Genomic DNA, 24,233 nt, shown 5'->3' with positions numbered 1-24,233 from the left:
ACAATGAAGGATTATCTAGTAAAGGCACTAGCCTATAATGGAACGATTCGTGCCTATGCAGTGAGGACAACAGAAACGGTTAGTGAAGCACAACGGCGTCATCAAACATGGCGGACAGCATCAGCGGCATTGGGCCGCACATTGACTGCAGGGGTCATGATGGGTGCAATGCTCAAGGGTGAGGATAAGCTTACCATTAAAATAAACGGCGGGGGCCCATTAGGCCCGATTGTTGTGGACAGTAATGCCAAAGGGGAAGTCCGCGGGTATGTGACGAATCCTGAGGTTGATTTTGAGTCGAACGAACATGGTAAACTCGATGTCCGCCGCGCGGTTGGGACAGATGGTCTGTTAGCAGTTGTGAAGGATATCGGTTTGCGTGACTTTTTTTCCGGACAAGTCCCTCTTGTATCAGGAGAATTAGGAGAGGACTTTACCTATTACTTTGCAACATCTGAACAAGTCCCATCATCCGTAGGTGTGGGTGTTTTGGTAAATCCAGATGATACGATTTTGGCTGCGGGCGGGTTTATTTTTCAGCTAATGCCTGGTACGCCAGATTCAGTTATTTCAAAACTCGAAGAACGCTTAAAAACGATTGAGCCCATCTCAAAATTAATTGAACGAGGTCTAACACCTGAGCAAATCCTTGAAGTACTGTTTGGGAAAGAGCATGTAAATGTATTAGAAACCATGCCTGTAAGCTTTCAATGTAATTGTTCCAAAGATCGTTTTGCCAATGCTATTGTTGGTTTAGGTGCAGCAGAAATAACAGCAATGATTGAAGAAGATGGTCAAGCGGAGGCCCATTGTCATTTCTGTAATGAAAAATACTTATTTACCAAGGAAGAACTAGAAGAGCTAAAAAAGGATGCCAAATAACATATCGAGAGAGACGATAAGTAAAATTCAAAGTACCTAGTTCGAGTGCCAGGCCAAGTATAAGTCGCTATACGGGTGCTGGCACTTTTCATGTGGAGGAGAAAAGGTTGGGAAAGAAGCAGCTTTGGATGGTTATTGCCGCCCTCATTATGTTAAATTGCTTAACAGTTGCCTTTTTCTTGTCGAGGGCAAATGTAGCTGGTGGTGTGGCCAGTAATGATGAGGTCGTTGCAACAATAGGAAAGACAGAAATTCTAAGACAAGCTTGGTTGAATGAATTAGAAACAAGATACGGGAAAGATGTTTTAAAGGAAATGATTGATCAAAAGGTTATTGAGGAAATGGCGGGAAAATATAAAATTACCGTTTCTGACCAAGATGTTGAGCGTGAATTTAGGATGCTGCAGACCACTTATAATTCCTTTAGCCAAAACAACAGCAAGGATGAACAAAAGTGGAAAGAGCAGATTCGCAGCAGTCTCCTGTTAGAAGAACTTTTGACAAAAGATGTGTTAGTTTCGAAGACGGAATTAAAAAGCTATTATAATCAAAATAAAAATCTTTTCAATGTACCTACTGCGTATCATTTATCCCATATCATTGTGAAGACAAAAAAAGAAGCAGAAAAGGCAGCAAAGGAATTAGCTGATGGGTCAAGTTTCTCCACGCTAGCAATGGAACGCTCAATCGAAGAGTTTTCAGCCAATGAAGGCGGGGATATCGGATATCTTAGTGAAGATGATGAGCGTTTTCCTGGCCAATATATCGAAACAGCCCAAAAATTAAAGACTGGATCCTATAGTAAGCCAATAAAGGTAAAACAGGGATATGCGCTTATTAAGCTCGAAGGGAAACTAAAAGGGAAAAGTTACTCGTATGATGAGGTGAAAGAGCAGATACGCCGGCAGATTGCCCTTGAACAAATGAACACACCAGCTTCGGCAGCAACGTTTTGGGATGATGCCAAAGTAGAGTGGTTTTATGGCAGCAAGGAGACAAACTAAGCACAGGAGAGATTCTGTGTTTTTTGTATAGAAAAGGAGCGGTACACCACAAAGGTTTTTATTTAAAAAGTTTTCACTTTATTCACAATATTTTAAGCTAAATCAATTGACAAAACATGTATAAAACTGTTAAATTCATTATATATAAAACCAATAAAAATACTCGGAATAGAGGTGCCCTAATGGCTCGTATTGCAAATTCAGTTGCCGATTTAGTCGGCCAAACACCAATTGTTAAATTAAACAGAGCAGTAGATGAAAATAGTGCAGAGGTTTATTTGAAACTCGAATATTTCAACCCTGGCAGCAGTGTTAAAGACCGTATCGCTCTTGCGATGATTGAAGCTGCAGAAGAACAAGGATTGATCAAACCAGGTGAAGATACGATCATTGAACCTACAAGCGGAAATACAGGAATTGGACTAGCGATGATTGCCGCAGCAAAAGGATACAAGGCCATTCTAGTTATGCCTGAAACGATGAGCTTAGAAAGACGTAACCTGCTGCGTGCCTATGGTGCAGAGCTAGTGTTAACTCCAGGTCCAGATGGTATGAAGGGCGCTATTGCGAAAGCAGAAGAGCTTGTTAAGAAACACGGTTATTTCCTGCCACAACAATTTGAAAACGAAGCTAACCCTGAAATTCACCGCAAAACAACCGGAAAAGAAATTGTTGAACAAATGGATCAATTGGATGCATTTGTAGCGGGTATTGGTACGGGCGGAACAATTACTGGTGCTGGTGAGGTCCTTCGTGAGAAATTTCCAGAAATCAAAATTTATGCTGTTGAACCTACGGATTCCCCTGTATTATCAGGTGGGAAGCCGGGTCCACACAAAATTCAAGGTATTGGGGCTGGATTTGTACCAGGAGTTCTAAATACTGAAATTTATGAAGACATTATTAAGGTCGGTACGGAGGAGGCATTTTCAGCATCCCGCCGCGTGGCAAGGGAAGAAGGAATCCTTGGTGGAATTTCTTCAGGTGCAGCCATTTATGCTGCTTTAGAAGTTGCGAAAAAGCTTGGAAAAGGCAAAAAAGTTCTTGCTATTATCCCAGATAACGGCGAACGTTATTTAAGCACAACGCTTTATCAATATGATGCAGAGTAATTAACTATAAACCATTAAAGCTAGAGGCTTCGGCAATTTGCCGAGGCTTCTTTTTTTGGAGAAGAATAAATTTTTCATGTATGATGGAATAAGTAAAACAAGCACTATATTAGGAGGAATAAGGGATGAAAGCAGCGCCAGAACAAATACAGTGTGGCCCGTATACCTTGGATTTTTCAAAAAAAACGTTTGTAATGGGAATTTTAAATGTCACACCAGACTCTTTTTCAGATGGCGGGAAATATAACACAATTGATCAGGCGATTGAACACGCGAAAGAAATGGTGGCAAATGGAGCGGATATGATCGATATTGGCGGTGAATCTACTCGCCCTGGTTATGAGGTAATCTCCGATGAAGAGGAAATAAATAGGGTCGTTCCGGTGATCCAGGCCCTAACACAACATGTACAAGTCCCTCTTTCTATTGATACATATAAGTCTGAAGTGGCGAAAGCAGCGATTCAAGCTGGAGCCCACATCATCAATGATATCTGGGGAGCCAAAGCCGATAACCAAATGGCAGCTGCAGCAGCCGAACTGGGTGTGCCAATTATCTTGATGCATAATCGTAAAGAACCTCACTATACACATTTCGTTCGCGATATGTTAAATGATATTTATGAAAGCATTGCCCTTGTGAAACAGGCTGGTGTTAAGGATGAGAACATTATCTTAGATCCGGGGATTGGTTTTGCGAAGGATTATCAGGAAAATCTTCTAATGATGCAAAATCTCGACAAGCTGGTTATGCTTGGGTATCCTGTTCTTTTAGCTACTTCTCGAAAAAGAATGATCGGAGAGGCACTAAATCTTCCGGTTAATGAAAGAATGGAAGGGACAGGAGCCACCATATGTTATGGAATTCAAAAGGGCTGTCAAATGGTTCGTGTGCATGATGTCAAGGAGATGAGCCGGATGGCTAAAATGATGGATGCGATGATGGGAAAGGGTGTTGTAGTTGGATAAAATTTATGTCAATCAGATGCGGTTCTACGGATACCACGGTGTTTTCCCGGAGGAGAACCGACTGGGTCAGCGGTTTATCGTTGATTTAGCTGTTTCAGTCGATTTAAAACAGGCTGGAGAAACGGATGACCTAGCGCATTCTATCAATTATGGCGAGTTATATCAGGTCTGTAAAGCAATTGTGGAGGGTGAGCCAACTAAGTTGGTCGAGACTGTCGCAGAAAAAATTGCAGGGAGTGTTCTGAGTCAATTCCCGCTTGTCATAGATGTTACAGTAAAAGTGATTAAACCAGATCCGCCCATTCCGGGTCATTATGAGTCTGTAGCAGTAGAAATTACAAGGAGAAGATAAAAGTGGAAAATACAGCATTTATTGCCCTTGGTTCGAATATGGGAAACCGTTATGATAAGATAACGAGTGCCATAAAAAAATTAACCAGCTTTCCGGAAATTATTTTGGTAAATTACTCCTCCATTTATGAAACAGATCCGGTCGGGTATGAGGACCAGGATTTATTTTTAAATATGGTAATAGAGATTCAGACGGATTTGAATGCCATGGAGTTATTGGATTTATGCTTACAAATAGAGTTGGAGCTTGGGAGAAAAAGGGAAATAAAGTGGGGACCAAGGACAGTTGACCTTGACATTTTGACCTTTAACCAAGAAAATATTATATCAGAGAAGCTAATCGTTCCACACCCACGAATGTTAGAGCGGGCGTTTGTCATGATTCCACTATTAGAAATGAATGATGACATAAGGATACCTGAGGTGGAAAGACCTCTTAACTTAGTGTTAAATGAATTACCTGATAAAGAAGGGGTCAGAATATGGAAGCGGAAAAATGGGGAAGACGTATTCGAGCCTATCGAAAGCTAAAGGGTTACACACAGGAGAGCTTTTCGAGGGAACTTGGCGTATCGGTATCAATATTAGGTGAGATTGAACGAGGGAATCGTTTGCCAGCGAGTGAATTACTGGAGAGAATCGCCCATTCGTTGAAAATAACTATAGATGATTTAGCACCAAAGGAATAGAAAAGAAGAGGCCCTGTTTAGCTGGGTGCCGATGCTGGGGAATTTTTGACGTTTTAATAATATAAACATCGTGAAAAAGGAGGTTCATTACTTGTTAAAGATTGGCGGTATTGAAATAAAGAATCCGGTCGTTTTAGCACCAATGGCTGGTGTTTGTAATTCTGCATTCCGTCTAACGGTAAAAGAATTTGGTGCTGGTTTAGTATGTGCTGAAATGGTAAGTGATAAGGGTATCGTTTTTAAGAATGAAAAAACATTGAATATGCTATATATCGATGAGCGCGAAAAACCGTTAAGTTTGCAAATATTTGGCGGTGAAAAAGAAACACTCGTTGAAGCAGCTAAATTCGTTGATCAAAATACGAATGCTGATATTATCGATATTAATATGGGCTGCCCGGTACCGAAAATCACGAAATGTGATGCAGGCGCAAAATGGTTGCTAGACCCAAATAAGATTTATGAAATGGTCTCAGCAGTAGTGGCTGAAGTGGAAAAACCGGTAACCGTAAAAATGCGGATGGGCTGGGATGATGAACATATTTTTGCTGTTAGAAATGCCCAAGCGGTAGAACGTGCGGGAGGAAAGGCGGTAGCTCTTCATGGCCGCACACGTGTACAAATGTACGAAGGAAAAGCAAATTGGGATATCATCCGTGAGGTAAAACAGTCTGTAGGTATCCCGGTGATTGGGAATGGCGATGTTCAAACGCCTCAGGATGCCAAAAGAATGCTCGATGAAACGGGTGTGGATGGTGTCATGATTGGAAGAGCCGCTCTAGGGAACCCTTGGATGATTTACCGTACTGTTCAATATTTGGAAACCGGTAAGTTAATGGCAGAACCATCTGTTCGTGAGAAAATTGACGTATGTATTCTCCATTTAGACCGATTGATTGCGTTGAAAAACGAGTATATTGCTGTAAGAGAGATGCGCAAGCATACGGCGTGGTATTTAAAAGGTGTTCGTGGAAATGCACTAGTGCGTAATGCTATTAATGAGTGCGATACCAGAGAACACTTAGTAACCTTATTAAACGACTTAGTGATTGAGGCAGAAGAAAAAGAACAAAGTCAATTAATAGTGGGCTAATTTGACAAGCAAAGTCCGTTTATCTATAATAGTACTGTTTACCGATTGGAACTGCCAGTAGAAGCACTGGCAGTTTTTATTCTTTTTTGATGTCTGAATGGTCGAGTTTGTGTAAAATAATATAGTATGTAAAAAACATCGGCGAGTATTCTTTTGGTTTTACATAAATTAAGAAAGTAATGGAGTTGAATTAGTCATGAGTCAGGAAGAATTAAATGACCAATTGTTGGTCAGACGAGAAAAAATGAACAACATGCGTGAAAATGGACTAGATCCATTTGGCAAACGTTTTGATCGTACACATTCCACAAAGGAATTAATTGACCAATATGGGAATATGGAAAATGAAGAACTTGAGGAAAAAAACATTTCCGTTACGATTGCTGGTCGAATTATGACCAAGCGTGGTAAAGGAAAAGCAGGTTTTGCTCACATCCAAGACCTAACAGGCCAAATTCAGGTTTATGTAAGACAAGATGCAGTGGGAGAAGAACAATATGCTATTTTTAATACCGCAGACTTAGGTGACATTGTGGGAATTGAAGGTACTCTCTTTAGAACAAAAATGGGAGAGTTCTCGATAAAAGTAGGTAATTTTGTCTTTTTAACAAAGGCACTCCGTCCGCTGCCTGATAAATTCCATGGTCTAAAAGATGTCGAACAGCGCTACCGCCAACGCTATCTAGATTTAATTATGAGTCAGGAAAGTAAGGATACCTTTATTACTAGAAGCCGTATTATCCAATCGATGCGTCGTTATCTAGATAACCACGGTTATTTAGAGGTTGAAACACCAATGATGCATGCTATTGCCGGTGGAGCGTCAGCACGTCCATTTATCACGCATCATAATGCTCTTGATATGCCTTTGTTTATGAGGATTGCAATTGAGCTGCATTTGAAACGTTTAATCGTGGGTGGACTTGAAAAAGTATATGAAATCGGTCGTGTGTTCAGAAACGAGGGTGTATCTACCCGTCACAACCCTGAATTTACGATGATTGAACTTTATGAAGCCTATGCGGATTATCGTGACATTATGAGTCTTACAGAAAACTTAATTGCCCATATCGCACAAGAAGTATTAGGTACAACAACTGTACAATATGGTGAATATGAAGTAGACCTTAAACCAGAGTGGAAGAGACTCCATATGGTAGACGCGATTAAAGAATATACGGGCGTCGATTTTTGGAAAGAGATGAGTGTGGAAGAGGCTCGTCAGCTTGCCAAAGAGAACGGGGTAGAAATCAACGATAATATGCTTTATGGTCATATCGTTAATGAATTCTTTGAGCAAAAGGTAGAAGAGAAACTAATTCAACCTACATTCATCTTTGGCCATCCAGTGGAGATATCTCCGCTTGCAAAGAAAAATGAAGAGGATCCACGATTCACGGATCGTTTTGAGCTGTTTATCGTCGCTCGTGAGCATGCTAACGCCTTTACTGAACTTAATGATCCAATTGATCAAAGAGAACGTTTTGAGGCACAACTGAAGGAACGTGAGCAAGGTAATGACGAAGCTCATATGATGGATGAGGATTTCGTTGAAGCTTTAGAATACGGTATGCCTCCTACAGGTGGACTCGGAATTGGAATTGACCGCTTAGTGATGCTATTAACCAATTCTCCTTCAATCCGTGATGTGCTATTATTTCCATTAATGCGTCATCGTTAATAACTTAAAGGTGCCGAAACTGTTCGGCACCTTTTCTCTTTAAAAGTATGATTAAAGTATTCGAATATTTTTATTTTGAGTAATCTGTGAAAAGGATTAAAAAACTATTGCACTATACTTAAAATGGTGGTATATTAATATCTGTTGCTGCGAGACAGTAACGTTAAAGAAAAAAGAATTAAAAAAAGTTATTGACTTTAAGTTAATAACTTGGTATGATTATTAAGTCGCTTTTAGGCGGCTAAGAAATTTGTTCTTTGAAAACTAAACAAACAAAAGCGTCAACAAACAATAAATTATTAGTTTCTTACGAAACTAAGCCAACGTAACATTTATGAGCTAATCAACTTTCTTGGAGAGTTTGATCCTGGCTCAGGACGAACGCTGGCGGCGTGCCTAATACATGCAAGTCGAGCGAATCAATAGGAGCTTGCTCCTGTTGATTAGCGGCGGACGGGTGAGTAACACGTGGGCAACCTGCCTGTAAGACTGGGATAACACCGGGAAACCGGTGCTAATACCGGATAATCTTTTTCTTCACATGAAGAAAAACTGAAAGACGGTTTCGGCTGTCACTTACAGATGGGCCCGCGGCGCATTAGCTAGTTGGTGAGGTAACGGCTCACCAAGGCGACGATGCGTAGCCGACCTGAGAGGGTGATCGGCCACACTGGGACTGAGACACGGCCCAGACTCCTACGGGAGGCAGCAGTAGGGAATCTTCCACAATGGACGAAAGTCTGATGGAGCAACGCCGCGTGAACGATGAAGGCCTTCGGGTCGTAAAGCTCTGTTGTTAGGGAAGAACAAGTATCGGAGTAACTGCCGGTACCTTGACGGTACCTAACCAGAAAGCCACGGCTAACTACGTGCCAGCAGCCGCGGTAATACGTAGGTGGCAAGCGTTGTCCGGAATTATTGGGCGTAAAGCGCGCGCAGGCGGTCCTTTAAGTCTGATGTGAAAGCCCACGGCTCAACCGTGGAGGGTCATTGGAAACTGGGGGACTTGAGTGCAGAAGAGGAAAGCGGAATTCCACGTGTAGCGGTGAAATGCGTAGAGATGTGGAGGAACACCAGTGGCGAAGGCGGCTTTCTGGTCTGTAACTGACGCTGAGGCGCGAAAGCGTGGGGAGCAAACAGGATTAGATACCCTGGTAGTCCACGCCGTAAACGATGAGTGCTAAGTGTTAGGGGGTTTCCGCCCCTTAGTGCTGCAGCTAACGCATTAAGCACTCCGCCTGGGGAGTACGGCCGCAAGGCTGAAACTCAAAGGAATTGACGGGGGCCCGCACAAGCGGTGGAGCATGTGGTTTAATTCGAAGCAACGCGAAGAACCTTACCAGGTCTTGACATCCTCTGACACTCCTAGAGATAGGACGTTCCCCTTCGGGGGACAGAGTGACAGGTGGTGCATGGTTGTCGTCAGCTCGTGTCGTGAGATGTTGGGTTAAGTCCCGCAACGAGCGCAACCCTTGTTCTTAGTTGCCAGCATTCAGTTGGGCACTCTAAGGAGACTGCCGGTGACAAACCGGAGGAAGGTGGGGATGACGTCAAATCATCATGCCCCTTATGACCTGGGCTACACACGTGCTACAATGGATGGTACAAAGGGCAGCAAAGCCGCGAGGCCTAGCCAATCCCATAAAACCATTCTCAGTTCGGATTGTAGGCTGCAACTCGCCTACATGAAGCCGGAATCGCTAGTAATCGCGGATCAGCATGCCGCGGTGAATACGTTCCCGGGCCTTGTACACACCGCCCGTCACACCACGAGAGTTTGTAACACCCGAAGTCGGTGGGGTAACCGTAAGGAGCCAGCCGCCTAAGGTGGGACAGATGATTGGGGTGAAGTCGTAACAAGGTAGCCGTATCGGAAGGTGCGGCTGGATCACCTCCTTTCTAAGGATAATGCAGTCCTTTCGGACTGATAAGAAGTTGACCGCTTTTTGTTTGTTTAGTTTTGAGGGAGCAATTCTCTCAAAGCTTTTTTTAATCGTTCTTTGAAAACTAGATAATCGTAAGAAGAAGCAAGTAAAACATCGAGTAATCGCCATTTTAGTTTTCTCTCTTATTTAATAAGAGAAACAAACCTTTTAGGTTAAGTTAGAAAGGGCGCACGGTGAATGCCTTGGCACTAGGAGCCGATGAAGGACGGGACTAACACCGATATGCTTCGGGGAGCTGTAAGTAAGCTTTGATCCGGAGATTTCCGAATGGGGAAACCCACTGCTCGTAATGGAGTAGTATCTTTACCTGAATACATAGGGTATGGATGGCATACCCGGGGAACTGAAACATCTAAGTACCCGGAGGAAGAGAAAGCAAACGCGATTCCCTGAGTAGCGGCGAGCGAAACGGGACATAGCCCAAACCAAGAGGCTTGCCTCTTGGGGTTGTAGGACACTCAACATGGAGTTACAAAGGAACGGGGTAGATGAAGCGATCTGGAAAGGTCCGTCATAGAAGGTAAAAACCCTGTAGTTGAAACTTCGTTCCCTCCTGAGTGGATCCTGAGTACGGCCGGACACGAGAAATCCGGTCGGAAGCAGGGAGGACCATCTCCCAAGGCTAAATACTCCCTAGTGACCGATAGTGAACCAGTACCGTGAGGGAAAGGTGAAAAGCACCCCGGAAGGGGAGTGAAATAGTTCCTGAAACCGTGTGCCTACAAGTAGTCAGAGCCCGTTAATGGGTGATGGCGTGCCTTTTGTAGAATGAACCGGCGAGTTACGATCCCATGCAAGGTTAAGTTGAAGAGACGGAGCCGCAGCGAAAGCGAGTCTGAATAGGGCGAATGAGTATGTGGTCGTAGACCCGAAACCAGGTGATCTACCCATGTCCAGGGTGAAGTCCAGGTAACACTGGATGGAGGCCCGAACCCACGCACGTTGAAAAGTGCGGGGATGAGGTGTGGGTAGCGGAGAAATTCCAATCGAACTTGGAGATAGCTGGTTCTCTCCGAAATAGCTTTAGGGCTAGCCTCACGTAGTAAGAGTCTTGGAGGTAGAGCACTGTTTGGACTAGGGGCCCTCATCGGGTTACCGAATTCAGACAAACTCCGAATGCCAAAGACTTATCCGTGGGAGTCAGACTGCGAGTGATAAGATCCGTAGTCAAAAGGGAAACAGCCCAGACCACCAGCTAAGGTCCCAAAGTATACGTTAAGTGGAAAAGGATGTGGAGTTGCTTAGACAACCAGGATGTTGGCTTAGAAGCAGCCACCATTTAAAGAGTGCGTAATAGCTCACTGGTCGAGTGACTCTGCGCCGAAAATGTACCGGGGCTAAACGTATCACCGAAGCTGTGGATTGACATCAACGATGTCAGTGGTAGGAGAGCGTTCTAAGGGCGTTGAAGCTAGACCGTAAGGACTGGTGGAGCGCTTAGAAGTGAGAATGCCGGTATGAGTAGCGAAAGATGAGTGAGAATCTCATCCACCGAATGCCTAAGGTTTCCTGAGGAAGGCTCGTCCGCTCAGGGTTAGTCGGGACCTAAGCCGAGGCCGAAAGGCGTAGGCGATGGACAACAGGTTGATATTCCTGTACCACCTCTTTATCGTTTGAGTGATGGGGGGACGCAGGAGGATAGGGTAAGCGCGCTGTTGGATATGCGCGTCTAAGCAGTTAGGCTGGTAAGTAGGAAAATCCGCTTACCGTGAAGGCTGAGCTGTGACAGCGAGGGAAATTTAGTACCGAAGTTCCTGATTCCACACTGCCAAGAAAAGCCTCTAGCGAGATAAAAGGTGCCCGTACCGCAAACCGACACAGGTAGGCGAGGAGAGAATCCTAAGGTGAGCGAGAGAACTCTCGTTAAGGAACTCGGCAAAATGACCCCGTAACTTCGGGAGAAGGGGTGCTCTTTGGGGTGAATAGCCTCGAAGAGCCGCAGTGAATAGGCCCAGGCGACTGTTTAGCAAAAACACAGGTCTCTGCGAAGCCGCAAGGCGAAGTATAGGGGCTGACGCCTGCCCGGTGCTGGAAGGTTAAGAGGAGGGGTTAGCACAAGCGAAGCTCTGAATCGAAGCCCCAGTAAACGGCGGCCGTAACTATAACGGTCCTAAGGTAGCGAAATTCCTTGTCGGGTAAGTTCCGACCCGCACGAAAGGCGTAACGATCTGGGCACTGTCTCAACGAGAGACTCGGTGAAATTATAGTACCTGTGAAGATGCAGGTTACCCGCGACAGGACGGAAAGACCCCGTGGAGCTTTACTGTAGCCTGATATTGAATTTTGGTACAGCTTGTACAGGATAGGTAGGAGCCTGAGAAGCCGGAGCGCTAGCTTCGGTAGAGGCGTCGGTGGGATACTACCCTGGCTGTATTGAAATTCTAACCCGCACCCCTGATCGGGGTGGGAGACAGTGTCAGGTGGGCAGTTTGACTGGGGCGGTCGCCTCCTAAAGAGTAACGGAGGCGCCCAAAGGTTCCCTCAGAATGGTTGGAAATCATTCGTAGAGTGTAAAGGCACAAGGGAGCTTGACTGCGAGACCTACAAGTCGAGCAGGGACGAAAGTCGGGCTTAGTGATCCGGTGGTTCCGCATGGAAGGGCCATCGCTCAACGGATAAAAGCTACCCCGGGGATAACAGGCTTATCTCCCCCAAGAGTCCACATCGACGGGGAGGTTTGGCACCTCGATGTCGGCTCATCGCATCCTGGGGCTGTAGTCGGTCCCAAGGGTTGGGCTGTTCGCCCATTAAAGCGGTACGCGAGCTGGGTTCAGAACGTCGTGAGACAGTTCGGTCCCTATCCGTCGTGGGCGCAGGAAATTTGAGAGGAGCTGTCCTTAGTACGAGAGGACCGGGATGGACGCACCGCTGGTGTACCAGTTGTCTTGCCAAAGGCATCGCTGGGTAGCTATGTGCGGACGGGATAAGTGCTGAAAGCATCTAAGCATGAAGCCCCCCTCAAGATGAGATTTCCCATAGCGTCAAGCTAGTAAGAACCCTGAAAGATGATCAGGTTGATAGGTCAGAGGTGGAAGCGTGGCGACATGTGGAGCTGACTGATACTAATCGTTCGAGGACTTAACCATTTTTAAGCGAACTTGAGTTTTACCTATACTTCTTCTGCATTATCTAGTTTTGAGAGAACGATCTCTCAAAAAAATAGTCTGGTAATTAAGGCGAGAAGGTCACACCCGTTCCCATACCGAACACGGAAGTTAAGCTTCTCAGCGCCGATGGTAGTTGGGACACGCGTCCCTGTGAGAGTAGGACGTTGCCAGGCTGTTATATATGGAGGATTAGCTCAGCTGGGAGAGCATCTGCCTTACAAGCAGAGGGTCGGCGGTTCGATCCCGTCATCCTCCACCATTATATTTTCTAAACTACATGCCGGGGTAGCTCAATTGGTAGAGCAACTGACTTGTAATCAGTAGGTTGGGGGTTCAAGTCCTCTCGCCGGCACCATTTATTTAATTACTCAGATAAGATGTTTTAGCGAGGTTCTATTATTACGGGCTATTAGCTCAGTTGGTAGAGCATCTGACTCTTAATCAGAGGGTCGAAGGTTCGAGCCCTTCATAGCCCACTATTAAATCTTATCTCCGTAATTTGATTTTTTTGTACGAGCCATTAGCTCAGTTGGTAGAGCACGATCGAATAAGCTTCTAAGAAACAGCTTCAGGGCACACGCCGAGCTGCTGCTTGAATAAGCTTACCGAGGTGTGGGCATCCGACGAAATATAAGATTAGTGAATCATTTTAGTACGAGCCATTAGCTCAGTTGGTAGAGCATCTGACTTTTAATCAGAGGGTCGAAGGTTCGAGTCCTTCATGGCTCACCATTTAATAAATATGCGGGTGTGGCGGAATTGGCAGACGCACCAGACTTAGGATCTGGCGCCGCAAGGCGTGGGGGTTCGACTCCCTTCACCCGCACCAAATTTTTTTGTGACAGCAAAATAACGTATCATATGCGGAAGTAGTTCAGTGGTAGAACATCACCTTGCCAAGGTGGGGGTCGCGGGTTCGAATCCCGTCTTCCGCTCTCTTTTTATGCCGGGGTGGCGGAACTGGCAGACGCACAGGACTTAAAATCCTGCGGTAGGTGACTACCGTACCGGTTCGATTCCGGTCCTCGGCACCATTACAATAAATTTATATGCGCCCTTAGCTCAGCTGGATAGAGTGTTTGACTACGAATCAAAAGGTCGGGAGTTCGAATCTCTCAGGGCGCATTTTACGGGAAGTAGCTCAGCTTGGTAGAGCACTTGGTTTGGGACCAAGGGGTCGCAGGTTCGAATCCTGTCTTCCCGACCATTCATCTTATCCTGTTTCGGGGTCTTAGCTCAGCTGGGAGAGCGCCTGCTTTGCACGCAGGAGGTCAGGGGTTCGATCCCCCTAGACTCCACCAAATAAATTTTATGTCTTGACAAAGTGATAATGTTTTGTTATCATGTAAAAGTCGCATAAATCATTGTTCTTTGAAAACTAAACAAACAAAAGCGTCAACAAACAATTAATTATTAGTTTCTTACGAAACTAAGCCAACGTAACATTTATGAGCTAATCAACTTTCTTGGAGAGTTTGATCCTGGCTCAGGACGAACGCTGGCGGCGTGCCTAATACATGCAAGTCGAGCGAATCAATAGGAGCTTGCTCCTGTTGATTAGCGGCGGACGGGTGAGTAACACGTGGGCAACCTGCCTGTAAGACTGGGATAACACCGGGAAACCGGTGCTAATACCGGATAATCTTTTTCTTCACATGAAGAAAAACTGAAAGACGGTTTCGGCTGTCACTTACAGATGGGCCCGCGGCGCATTAGCTAGTTGGTGAGGTAACGGCTCACCAAGGCGACGATGCGTAGCCGACCTGAGAGGGTGATCGGCCACACTGGGACTGAGACACGGCCCAGACTCCTACGGGAGGCAGCAGTAGGGAATCTTCCACAATGGACGAAAGTCTGATGGAGCAACGCCGCGTGAGCGATGAAGGCCTTCGGGTCGTAAAGCTCTGTTGTTAGGGAAGAACAAGTATCGGAGTAACTGCCGGTACCTTGACGGTACCTAACCAGAAAGCCACGGCTAACTACGTGCCAGCAGCCGCGGTAATACGTAGGTGGCAAGCGTTGTCCGGAATTATTGGGCGTAAAGCGCGCGCAGGCGGTCCTTTAAGTCTGATGTGAAAGCCCACGGCTCAACCGTGGAGGGTCATTGGAAACTGGGGGACTTGAGTGCAGAAGAGGAAAGCGGAATTCCACGTGTAGCGGTGAAATGCGTAGAGATGTGGAGGAACACCAGTGGCGAAGGCGGCTTTCTGGTCTGTAACTGACGCTGAGGCGCGAAAGCGTGGGGAGCAAACAGGATTAGATACCCTGGTAGTCCACGCCGTAAACGATGAGTGCTAAGTGTTAGGGGGTTTCCGCCCCTTAGTGCTGCAGCTAACGCATTAAGCACTCCGCCTGGGGAGTACGGCCGCAAGGCTGAAACTCAAAGGAATTGACGGGGGCCCGCACAAGCGGTGGAGCATGTGGTTTAATTCGAAGCAACGCGAAGAACCTTACCAGGTCTTGACATCCTCTGACACTCCTAGAGATAGGACGTTCCCCTTCGGGGGACAGAGTGACAGGTGGTGCATGGTTGTCGTCAGCTCGTGTCGTGAGATGTTGGGTTAAGTCCCGCAACGAGCGCAACCCTTGTTCTTAGTTGCCAGCATTCAGTTGGGCACTCTAAGGAGACTGCCGGTGACAAACCGGAGGAAGGTGGGGATGACGTCAAATCATCATGCCCCTTATGACCTGGGCTACACACGTGCTACAATGGATGGTACAAAGGGCAGCAAAGCCGCGAGGCCTAGCCAATCCCATAAAACCATTCTCAGTTCGGATTGTAGGCTGCAACTCGCCTACATGAAGCCGGAATCGCTAGTAATCGCGGATCAGCATGCCGCGGTGAATACGTTCCCGGGCCTTGTACACACCGCCCGTCACACCACGAGAGTTTGTAACACCCGAAGTCGGTGGGGTAACCGTAAGGAGCCAGCCGCCTAAGGTGGGACAGATGATTGGGGTGAAGTCGTAACAAGGTAGCCGTATCGGAAGGTGCGGCTGGATCACCTCCTTTCTAAGGATAATGCAGTCCTTTCGGACTGATAAGAAGTTGACCGCTTTTTGTTTGTTTAGTTTTGAGGGAGCAATTCTCTCAAAGCTTTTTTTAATCGTTCTTTGAAAACTAGATAATCGTAAGAAGAAGCAAGTAAAACATCGAGTAATCGCCATTTTAGTTTTCTCTCTTATTTAATAAGAGAAACAAACCTTTTAGGTTAAGTTAGAAAGGGCGCACGGTGAATGCCTTGGCACTAGGAGCCGATGAAGGACGGGACTAACACCGATATGCTTCGGGGAGCTGTAAGTAAGCTTTGATCCGGAGATTTCCGAATGGGGAAACCCACTGCTCGTAATGGAGTAGTATCTTTACCTGAATACATAGGGTATGGATGGCATACCCGGGGAACTGAAACATCTAAGTACCCGGAGGAAGAGAAAGCAAACGCGATTCCCTGAGTAGCGGCGAGCGAAACGGGACATAGCCCAAACCAAGAGGCTTGCCTCTTGGGGTTGTAGGACACTCAACATGGAGTTACAAAGGAACGGGGTAAATGAAGCGATCTGGAAAGGTCCGTCATAGAAGGTAAAAACCCTGTAGTTGAAACTTCGTTCCCTCCTGAGTGGATCCTGAGTACGGCCGGACACGAGAAATCCGGTCGGAAGCAGGGAGGACCATCTCCCAAGGCTAAATACTCCCTAGTGACCGATAGTGAACCAGTACCGTGAGGGAAAGGTGAAAAGCACCCCGGAAGGGGAGTGAAATAGTTCCTGAAACCGTGTGCCTACAAGTAGTCAGAGCCCGTTAATGGGTGATGGCGTGCCTTTTGTAGAATGAACCGGCGAGTTACGATCCCATGCAAGGTTAAGTTGAAGAGACGGAGCCGCAGCGAAAGCGAGTCTGAATAGGGCGAATGAGTATGTGGTCGTAGACCCGAAACCAGGTGATCTACCCATGTCCAGGGTGAAGTCCAGGTAACACTGGATGGAGGCCCGAACCCACGCACGTTGAAAAGTGCGGGGATGAGGTGTGGGTAGCGGAGAAATTCCAATCGAACTTGGAGATAGCTGGTTCTCTCCGAAATAGCTTTAGGGCTAGCCTCACGTAGTAAGAGTCTTGGAGGTAGAGCACTGTTTGGACTAGGGGCCCTCATCGGGTTACCGAATTCAGACAAACTCCGAATGCCAAAGACTTATCCGTGGGAGTCAGACTGCGAGTGATAAGATCCGTAGTCAAAAGGGAAACAGCCCAGACCACCAGCTAAGGTCCCAAAGTATACGTTAAGTGGAAAAGGATGTGGAGTTGCTTAGACAACCAGGATGTTGGCTTAGAAGCAGCCACCATTTAAAGAGTGCGTAATAGCTCACTGGTCGAGTGACTCTGCGCCGAAAATGTACCGGGGCTAAACGTATCACCGAAGCTGTGGATTGACATCAACGATGTCAGTGGTAGGAGAGCGTTCTAAGGGCGTTGAAGCTAGACCGTAAGGACTGGTGGAGCGCTTAGAAGTGAGAATGCCGGTATGAGTAGCGAAAGATGAGTGAGAATCTCATCCACCGAATGCCTAAGGTTTCCTGAGGAAGGCTCGTCCGCTCAGGGTTAGTCGGGACCTAAGCCGAGGCCGAAAGGCGTAGGCGATGGACAACAGGTTGATATTCCTGTACCACCTCTTTATCGTTTGAGTGATGGGGGGACGCAGGAGGATAGGGTAAGCGCGCTGTTGGATATGCGCGTCTAAGCAGTTAGGCTGGTAAGTAGGAAAATCCGCTTACCGTGAAGGCTGAGCTGTGACAGCGAGGGAAATTTAGTACCGAAGTTCCTGATTCCACACTGCCAAGAAAAGCCTCTAGCGAGATAAAAGGTGCCCGTACCGCAAACCGACACAGGTAGGCGAGGAGAGAATCCTAAGGTGAGCGAGAGAACTCTCGTTAAGGAACTCGGCAAAATGACCCCGTAACTTCGGGAGAAGGGGTGCTCTTTGGGGTGAATAGCCTCGAAGAGCCGCAGTGAATAGGCCCAGGCGACTGTTTAGCAAAAACACAGGTCTCTGCGAAGCCGCAAGGCGAAGTATAGGGGCTGACGCCTGCCCGGTGCTGGAAGGTTAAGAGGAGGGGTTAGCGCAAGCGAAGCTCTGAATCGAAGCCCCAGTAAACGGCGGCCGTAACTATAACGGTCCTAAGGTAGCGAAATTCCTTGTCGGGTAAGTTCCGACCCGCACGAAAGGCGTAACGATCTGGGCACTGTCTCAACGAGAGACTCGGTGAAATTATAGTACCTGTGAAGATGCAGGTTACCCGCGACAGGACGGAAAGACCCCGTGGAGCTTTACTGTAGCCTGATATTGAATTTTGGTACAGCTTGTACAGGATAGGTAGGAGCCTGAGAAGCCGGAGCGCTAGCTTCGGTAGAGGCGTCGGTGGGATACTACCCTGGCTGTATTGAAATTCTAACCCGCACCCCTGATCGGGGTGGGAGACAGTGTCAGGTGGGCAGTTTGACTGGGGCGGTCGCCTCCTAAAGAGTAACGGAGGCGCCCAAAGGTTCCCTCAGAATGGTTGGAAATCATTCGTAGAGTGTAAAGGCACAAGGGAGCTTGACTGCGAGACCTACAAGTCGAGCAGGGACGAAAGTCGGGCTTAGTGATCCGGTGGTTCCGCATGGAAGGGCCATCGCTCAACGGATAAAAGCTACCCCGGGGATAACAGGCTTATCTCCCCCAAGAGTCCACATCGACGGGGAGGTTTGGCACCTCGATGTCGGCTCATCGCATCCTGGGGCTGTAGTCGGTCCCAAGGGTTGGGCTGTTCGCCCATTAAAGCGGTACGCGAGCTGGGTTCAGAACGTCGTGAGACAGTTCGGTCCCTATCCGTCGTGGGCGCAGGAAATTTGAGAGGAGCTGTCCTTAGTACGAGAGGACCGGGATGGACGCACCGCTGGTGTACCAGTTGTCTTGCCAAAGGCATCGCTGGGTAGCTATGTGCGGACGGGATAAGTGCTGAAAGCATCTAAGCATGAAGCCCCCCTCAAGATGAGATTTCCCATAGCGTCAAGCTAGTAAGAACCCTGAAAGATGATCAGGTTGATAGGTCAGAGGTGGAAGCGTGGCGACATGTGGAGCTGACTGATACTAATCGTTCGAGGACTTAACCAGTTTTAAAGCGAACTTGAGTTTTACCACTTCTTCTGTATTATCTAGTTTTGAGAGAACGATCTCTCTAATTTTATAGTCTGGTAATTAAGGCGAGAAGGTCACACCCGTTCCCATACCGAACACGGAAGTTAAGCTTCTCAGCGCCGATGGTAGTTGGGACACGCGTCCCTGTGAGAGTAGGACGTTGCCAGGCACGACAAAAAGACAACCTGTAATGGGTTGTCTTTTTTTGCCTAAAAGGCTGAAATTATGGCTGAGTGGAAAGTAAAAAGGGAAAAGCGGAAAGTAAATGGCCAAAAGCGGATAATAAACTATAAAACCATCCTATTACAATATAGAAAGTTATTTTTAACTCCAAAAAGAGGAAAATGAACCATTCTTGTCTAAATTAGAATGTACTTCTTTTCCATGAGTAAAAATAGTCGAATCGGTCTTTGACGTTTTTCTTATCCATAATAGGTTTCACAACCGTGAAATTTGGAGAAAATCAATAGTAGTGAATCGTTGCATCTCAAAAAAATTTTCAGTATAATTAAAGTCAAATATAGTCAAAGTCAGAAGTTGGGAGGTGGGAAGATGAGAAACATCTCCGATATAATTGAAAAATATCTAAAACAGGTTTTGGAAATGAGCGAGGAGGACCTTGTTGAAATTAAACGAAGTGAAATAGCGGATAAGTTCCAATGTGTTCCTTCACAAATTAATTATGTAATAAATACTCGTTTTACAATTGAAAGAGGATATATTGTTGAGAGTAAACGAGGCGGTGGTGGGTATATTCGAATTATGAAGGTTCAATCCCACGATTTAGCCCATTTAATTGATCAATTGCTATCACTTATTCAGAGCCGGATTAGTCAAACAAGTGCTGAGGATGTCATTGTTAGGCTTGTCCAAGAGGAGGTCATTACAAAACGAGAGGCCAAAATTATGTTAAGTGTGATTGATCGCTCTGTCTTATACATTGATCTCCCATACCGTGATGAATTAAGAGCTAGAATGTTAAAAGCAATGTTAACATCTTTGAAATATAAATAATTAGTGCAGCCGGAGAGGTGAAAAGATGATTTGTCAAGAATGTAATCAAAGGCCTGCGGCACTTCATTTTACAAAAATAATTAATGGTGAAAAAACAGAAGTTCATCTATGTGAAAAGTGTGCTCAGGAAAAAGGTGAAATGTTTATTTTTAATGGAGAATCTGGGTTCGCTTTTAATAATTTATTAGCAGGATTATTAAATATCGACCCTTCCTTTCAAAAGCCAAACCAAAATCCATTCCAGCAGGAGGAAGTCCTTCAATGTGAAAATTGTTCGATGACCTTTCAACAATTTTTAGAAGTAGGCCGTTTTGGCTGTACTCATTGTTATGAAACATTTAAAGACCAGCTTAAACCCGTGTTAAGGCGCCTTCATAGTGGGAACTGGACCCATAATGGTAAAATTCCGAAGAGAATCGGAGGCGGCATTCATCTTCGTAAACAGCTTGAAGAGTTAAAAAGTACGCTAAAGGATGCCATTTCGCAGGAAGAGTTTGAGAAAGCAGCCGATATTCGCGACGAAATACGAACTATAGAGAAACAATTAGCTGCAAGCGAAGAGGGAGGGGATTAACGTGTCGCTTGAACGTTTTTTCAATCAGGCTGTCAGCTCCTGGATGAGCGAAGAAGGACCAGATTCGGATATCGTCCTAAGTTCCCGGATCCGCTTGGCACGAAATTTTGGAGCCTATAAATTTCCAACTGTTTTTTCACACGAAGAAGCAAAAACGATTATTGTAAATATGGAAGAAATTTTAAATAAATCTGATCTTCAAGAGTTTGGGAAAATGGAATTGTTGAAAATGGATGAAATGCAGCCTCTTCAAAAAAGGGTATTAGTAGAAAAGCATTTAATTAGTCCGCAGCTTGCTGAAGACTCCCCATATGGTGCCGTTCTATTAACCGAAAATGAAGAAGTTAGTATTATGATAAATGAAGAGGACCACATTCGAATCCAATGTTTGTTTCCCGGATTGCAATTAGCGGAAGCGCTTCATGCCGCTAATGAAATAGATGATTGGCTGGAAAGCAATATTCATTACGCTTATGATGAAAAACACGGCTATTTAACAAGCTGTCCGACAAATGTTGGAACGGGTCTCCGTGCTTCTGTAATGATGCATTTACCGGGGTTAATTTTAACCCAGCAAATTAACCGAATTATTCCTGCTATTCATCAATTAGGTCTTGTTGTGAGAGGGATTTATGGTGAAGGAAGTGAGGCATTAGGTAATATTTTTCAAATTTCCAATCAAATTACTCTTGGAAAGTCTGAAGAAGATATTAGTCGTGATTTAAAAGGTGTTGTGAGTCAGCTAATTTCACAAGAAAGGTATGCTCGGGAAGCATTACGAAAGACTTCGAACATACAATTAGAAGACAGGGTATTCCGCTCCTTAGGAGTGTTATCTAATAGCCGGATTATTGAATCCAAAGAAGCAGCCCGCTGCTTATCCGATGTTAGACTCGGAATAGATATGGGGTATATAGATAATATGCCTAAGACCATTTTAAATGAATTAATGATTTTAACCCAGCCGGGTTTTCTGCAGCAATATGCTGGCGGTCCACTAAGGCCTCATGAAAGGGATATTAGAAGGGCCGCGTTAATTAGGGATCGAATAAAAATGGAGAATGAAAAATAGGTGAGGAGGAAGAGAATATGATGTTTGGACGTTTTACAGAAAGAGCACAAAAGGTTCTTGCTTTAGCCCAGGAGGAAGCCATCCGCCTTGGACATAACAACATTGGAACTGAGCACGTTTTATTAGGGTTAGTTCGCGAAGGAGAAGGCATTGCCGCCAAGGCACTATACGGTCTTGGATTAGGTTCTGAAAAAATCCAAAAAGAAGTAGAAAACTTAATTGGCAAAGGACAAGAGGCTTCTCAAACTATTCACTATACTCCTAGAGCAAAAAAGGTAATTGAATTATCAATGGATGAGGCACGCAAATTAGGTCACTCCTATGTGGGGACAGAGCATATTCTCCTTGGTTTAATCCGTGAAGGAGAAGGGGTTGCTGCCCGGGTGCTTAATAATCTGGGTGTTAGCTTAAATAAGGCACGACAGCAGGTGCTGCAATTATTAGGTAGTAATGAATCTGGTGGACATCAAGGTGGGGCTTCTGTTAGTGCTAATACGCCAACACTTGATAGTCTTGCTAGAGATTTAACCGCCATTGCCCGCGAAGGAACCTTAGACCCTGTTATTGGCCGTGGTAAAGAAATTCAACGTGTCATTGAGGTCTTGAGCCGCCGCACCAAAAATAATCCGGTGTTAATTGGCGAACCAGGTGTAGGGAAAACAGCCATTGCCGAAGGTCTTGCCCAACAAATTGTGAACAATGAAGTACCGGAGATTCTCCGCGATAAGCGGGTTATGACACTTGATATGGGGACCGTTGTTGCAGGGACTAAGTATCGTGGTGAATTTGAGGACCGTCTTAAAAAAGTAATGGATGAAATTCGCCAAGCGGGAAATATCATCCTATTCATTGACGAACTGCACACATTAATTGGTGCTGGCGGTGCGGAGGGTGCCATTGATGCCTCCAATATCTTAAAGCCATCACTTGCCCGTGGAGAGCTTCAATGTATTGGTGCCACTACGCTGGATGAATATCGTAAATACATTGAAAAAGATGCAGCGCTTGAACGACGCTTCCAGCCAATTCGGGTTGATGAACCAACAGCAGAAGAATCGATTCAAATCTTAGCGGGATTACGCGACCGTTATGAGGCCCATCACCGTGTATCTATTACCGATGAAGCCATTCAAGCGGCGGTTAAGCTTTCAGACCGATATATTTCAGATCGGTTTCTTCCGGATAAAGCCATTGACTTAATTGATGAAGCAGGCTCTAAAGTACGACTTCGTTCGTACACAACACCACCTAATTTAAAAGAATTAGAAGTGAAGCTTGAGGAAGTACGAAAAGAAAAGGATGCAGCTGTTCAAAGCCAGGAATTTGAAAAAGCAGCTTCTTTAAGAGATACGGAGCAGCGCCTTCGTGAACAATTAGAGGAAACGAAGAAAACTTGGAAAGAAAAACAAGGAAAAGAAAATAATGAAGTAACCGTAGAAGATATCGCGAGTGTTGTTTCAAGCTGGACGGGAGTACCAGTCTCCAAGCTTGCAGAAACAGAGACAGCGAAATTGCTTAATTTAGAAGAATTATTACACTCACGCGTCATTGGTCAGGATGAAGCAGTAAAAGCTGTTTCAAAAGCGGTTCGCCGGGCGCGAGCAGGATTAAAAGATCCGAAACGTCCAATTGGCTCCTTTGTCTTTTTAGGACCTACAGGGGTTGGTAAGACTGAATTAGCTCGTGCCCTTGCTGAAGCCATGTTTGGTGATGAGGATTCGATGATTCGAATCGATATGTCGGAGTATATGGAAAAGCATTCAACATCACGTCTTGTTGGTTCGCCTCCAGGCTATGTTGGTTACGAAGAAGGCGGACAATTAACCGAAAAAGTACGTAGAAAACCATACTCTGTCATTTTGCTTGATGAAATTGAAAAAGCACATCCAGATGTATTTAATATCTTGCTTCAAGTACTTGAGGATGGACGTTTAACGGATTCTAAGGGAAGAACGGTCGATTTCCGTAATACTGTTCTTATTATGACATCCAACGTTGGTGCAGAAGCACTTAAACGCAACAAATACGTTGGTTTCAATATTCAGGATGGGGAACAGGATTACAAAGATATGAAAGGTAAGGTCATGGAGGAACTCAAGAAGGTTTTCCGTCCAGAGTTTTTGAATCGTATCGATGAAATCATTGTCTTCCATGCTTTAGAGAAAAAGCATCTTGAAGAAATTGTTACCTTGTTGTCTGATCAACTTGTAAAACGATTAAAAGAGCAAGATATTTCTTTAGAATTAACGGATGCCGCAAAAGGGAAAATCTCTCAAGAAGGATACGACCCAGAATATGGGGCACGTCCACTTCGCCGTGCTATTCAAAAGCATATTGAAGACCGCCTCTCGGAAGAACTGCTAAAAGGAACATTATTACACGGTCAGCATGCTATAATAGATGTGGATAATGGTGAATTTATTGTTAAAATGGCAGAAAAAGAAAAAACAAGCTTAGCGAAATAAACGGATTTGCCAATAAATTTAGAGGCTTAACAAATGTAAGAGGTACACGTGAATAAAGTCAACCCGTGTACCTCTTTTTTCATTTATCGGTTCTTGTCAGAAAGG

At 45.4% G+C, this 24,233-nt stretch carries 13 protein-coding genes, 10 tRNA genes and 6 rRNA genes; all 29 read left to right on the top strand.

Annotated elements, in window-relative coordinates:
- Window positions 1–3: 3 nt before the first annotated feature.
- The 29 genes from hslO (at window position 4) to clpC (ending at window position 24,128) form a co-directional block, all read left to right on the top strand.
- On the top strand, window positions 4–882 hold the full coding sequence (gene hslO / locus AC3ANL_RS26320) for an Hsp33 family molecular chaperone HslO (protein ID WP_488327193.1): 879 nt from the start codon (window positions 4–6) through the stop codon (window positions 880–882).
- Window positions 883–989: 107 nt separating this feature from the next.
- A complete protein-coding gene (locus AC3ANL_RS26315; protein WP_488327192.1) occupies window positions 990–1,886 on the top strand; it encodes a peptidyl-prolyl cis-trans isomerase in 897 nt (298 codons plus the stop codon).
- Between the two features lie 182 nt (window positions 1,887–2,068).
- On the top strand, window positions 2,069–2,998 hold the full coding sequence (gene cysK / locus AC3ANL_RS26310) for a cysteine synthase A (RefSeq protein WP_488327191.1): 930 nt from the start codon (window positions 2,069–2,071) through the stop codon (window positions 2,996–2,998).
- Window positions 2,999–3,123: 125 nt separating this feature from the next.
- Window positions 3,124–3,966, top strand: coding sequence for a dihydropteroate synthase (gene folP / locus AC3ANL_RS26305; RefSeq protein ID WP_488327190.1), 843 nt, complete (start codon window positions 3,124–3,126; stop codon window positions 3,964–3,966).
- Entirely contained in the window at window positions 3,959–4,318 is a 360-nt protein-coding gene (folB, locus tag AC3ANL_RS26300; protein ID WP_488327189.1) for a dihydroneopterin aldolase, read from the top strand. Before folP ends, folB begins: the two co-directional genes overlap by 8 nt.
- A 2-nt stretch (window positions 4,319–4,320) precedes the next feature.
- A complete protein-coding gene (gene folK / locus AC3ANL_RS26295; RefSeq protein ID WP_488327188.1) occupies window positions 4,321–4,848 on the top strand; it encodes a 2-amino-4-hydroxy-6-hydroxymethyldihydropteridine diphosphokinase in 528 nt (175 codons plus the stop codon).
- Complete coding sequence (locus AC3ANL_RS26290) at window positions 4,800–5,006, top strand: helix-turn-helix domain-containing protein (RefSeq protein WP_488327187.1); 207 nt, start codon at window positions 4,800–4,802, stop codon at window positions 5,004–5,006. The genes folK and AC3ANL_RS26290 overlap by 49 nt, the downstream gene beginning before the upstream one ends.
- Window positions 5,007–5,097: 91 nt before the next feature.
- Window positions 5,098–6,099, top strand: a complete 1,002-nt coding sequence (gene dusB / locus AC3ANL_RS26285; RefSeq protein ID WP_488327186.1) for a tRNA dihydrouridine synthase DusB — start codon at window positions 5,098–5,100, stop codon at window positions 6,097–6,099.
- A gap of 196 nt (window positions 6,100–6,295) precedes the next feature.
- A complete protein-coding gene (gene lysS, locus AC3ANL_RS26280; protein ID WP_488327185.1) occupies window positions 6,296–7,780 on the top strand; it encodes a lysine--tRNA ligase in 1,485 nt (494 codons plus the stop codon).
- 349 nt (window positions 7,781–8,129) lie between these two features.
- Window positions 8,130–9,679 (top strand): 16S ribosomal RNA (locus AC3ANL_RS26275).
- Window positions 9,680–9,876: 197 nt separating this feature from the next.
- Window positions 9,877–12,812 (top strand): 23S ribosomal RNA (locus AC3ANL_RS26270).
- 77 nt (window positions 12,813–12,889) lie between these two features.
- Window positions 12,890–13,006, top strand: a 5S ribosomal RNA gene (gene rrf, locus AC3ANL_RS26265).
- Between the two features lie 10 nt (window positions 13,007–13,016).
- Window positions 13,017–13,092, top strand: a tRNA-Val gene (locus AC3ANL_RS26260).
- 20 nt (window positions 13,093–13,112) lie between these two features.
- Window positions 13,113–13,188: transfer RNA gene (locus tag AC3ANL_RS26255), tRNA-Thr, on the top strand.
- A gap of 48 nt (window positions 13,189–13,236) precedes the next feature.
- Window positions 13,237–13,309 (top strand) — tRNA-Lys (locus tag AC3ANL_RS26250).
- A gap of 180 nt (window positions 13,310–13,489) precedes the next feature.
- Window positions 13,490–13,565 (top strand) — tRNA-Lys (locus AC3ANL_RS26245).
- Window positions 13,566–13,577: 12 nt separating this feature from the next.
- A tRNA-Leu gene (locus tag AC3ANL_RS26240) sits at window positions 13,578–13,662 on the top strand.
- Window positions 13,663–13,696: 34 nt separating this feature from the next.
- Window positions 13,697–13,768: transfer RNA gene (locus tag AC3ANL_RS26235), tRNA-Gly, on the top strand.
- 10 nt (window positions 13,769–13,778) lie between these two features.
- Window positions 13,779–13,867 (top strand) — tRNA-Leu (locus tag AC3ANL_RS26230).
- 17 nt (window positions 13,868–13,884) lie between these two features.
- Window positions 13,885–13,958: transfer RNA gene (locus tag AC3ANL_RS26225), tRNA-Arg, on the top strand.
- 5 nt (window positions 13,959–13,963) lie between these two features.
- Window positions 13,964–14,040, top strand: a tRNA-Pro gene (locus tag AC3ANL_RS26220).
- Window positions 14,041–14,058: 18 nt separating this feature from the next.
- Window positions 14,059–14,134: transfer RNA gene (locus tag AC3ANL_RS26215), tRNA-Ala, on the top strand.
- Window positions 14,135–14,296: 162 nt separating this feature from the next.
- A 16S ribosomal RNA gene (locus AC3ANL_RS26210) occupies window positions 14,297–15,846 on the top strand.
- 197 nt (window positions 15,847–16,043) lie between these two features.
- Window positions 16,044–18,979: ribosomal RNA gene (locus AC3ANL_RS26205) — 23S ribosomal RNA — on the top strand.
- 76 nt (window positions 18,980–19,055) lie between these two features.
- Window positions 19,056–19,172 (top strand): 5S ribosomal RNA (gene rrf, locus AC3ANL_RS26200).
- Together the 16S, 23S and 5S rRNA genes with 10 tRNA genes alongside form the textbook arrangement of a ribosomal RNA operon.
- A gap of 383 nt (window positions 19,173–19,555) precedes the next feature.
- Entirely contained in the window at window positions 19,556–20,017 is a 462-nt protein-coding gene (locus AC3ANL_RS26195; protein ID WP_488327184.1) for a CtsR family transcriptional regulator, read from the top strand.
- Between the two features lie 25 nt (window positions 20,018–20,042).
- Window positions 20,043–20,591, top strand: a complete 549-nt coding sequence (gene mcsA / locus AC3ANL_RS26190; RefSeq protein ID WP_488327183.1) for a protein-arginine kinase activator protein McsA — start codon at window positions 20,043–20,045, stop codon at window positions 20,589–20,591.
- Between the two features lies 1 nt (window position 20,592).
- Window positions 20,593–21,663, top strand: a complete 1,071-nt coding sequence (gene mcsB / locus AC3ANL_RS26185) for a protein-arginine kinase McsB (protein WP_488327182.1) — start codon at window positions 20,593–20,595, stop codon at window positions 21,661–21,663.
- 17 nt (window positions 21,664–21,680) lie between these two features.
- Window positions 21,681–24,128, top strand: coding sequence for an ATP-dependent protease ATP-binding subunit ClpC (gene clpC / locus AC3ANL_RS26180; RefSeq protein ID WP_488327181.1), 2,448 nt, complete (start codon window positions 21,681–21,683; stop codon window positions 24,126–24,128).
- Window positions 24,129–24,233 lie beyond the last annotated feature (105 nt).

Source organism: Neobacillus sp. DHD-1R, assembly GCF_057747995.1.
Note: the sequence above shows the minus strand (reverse complement) of the source record. Positions and strands in the feature narration are given on the sequence as shown.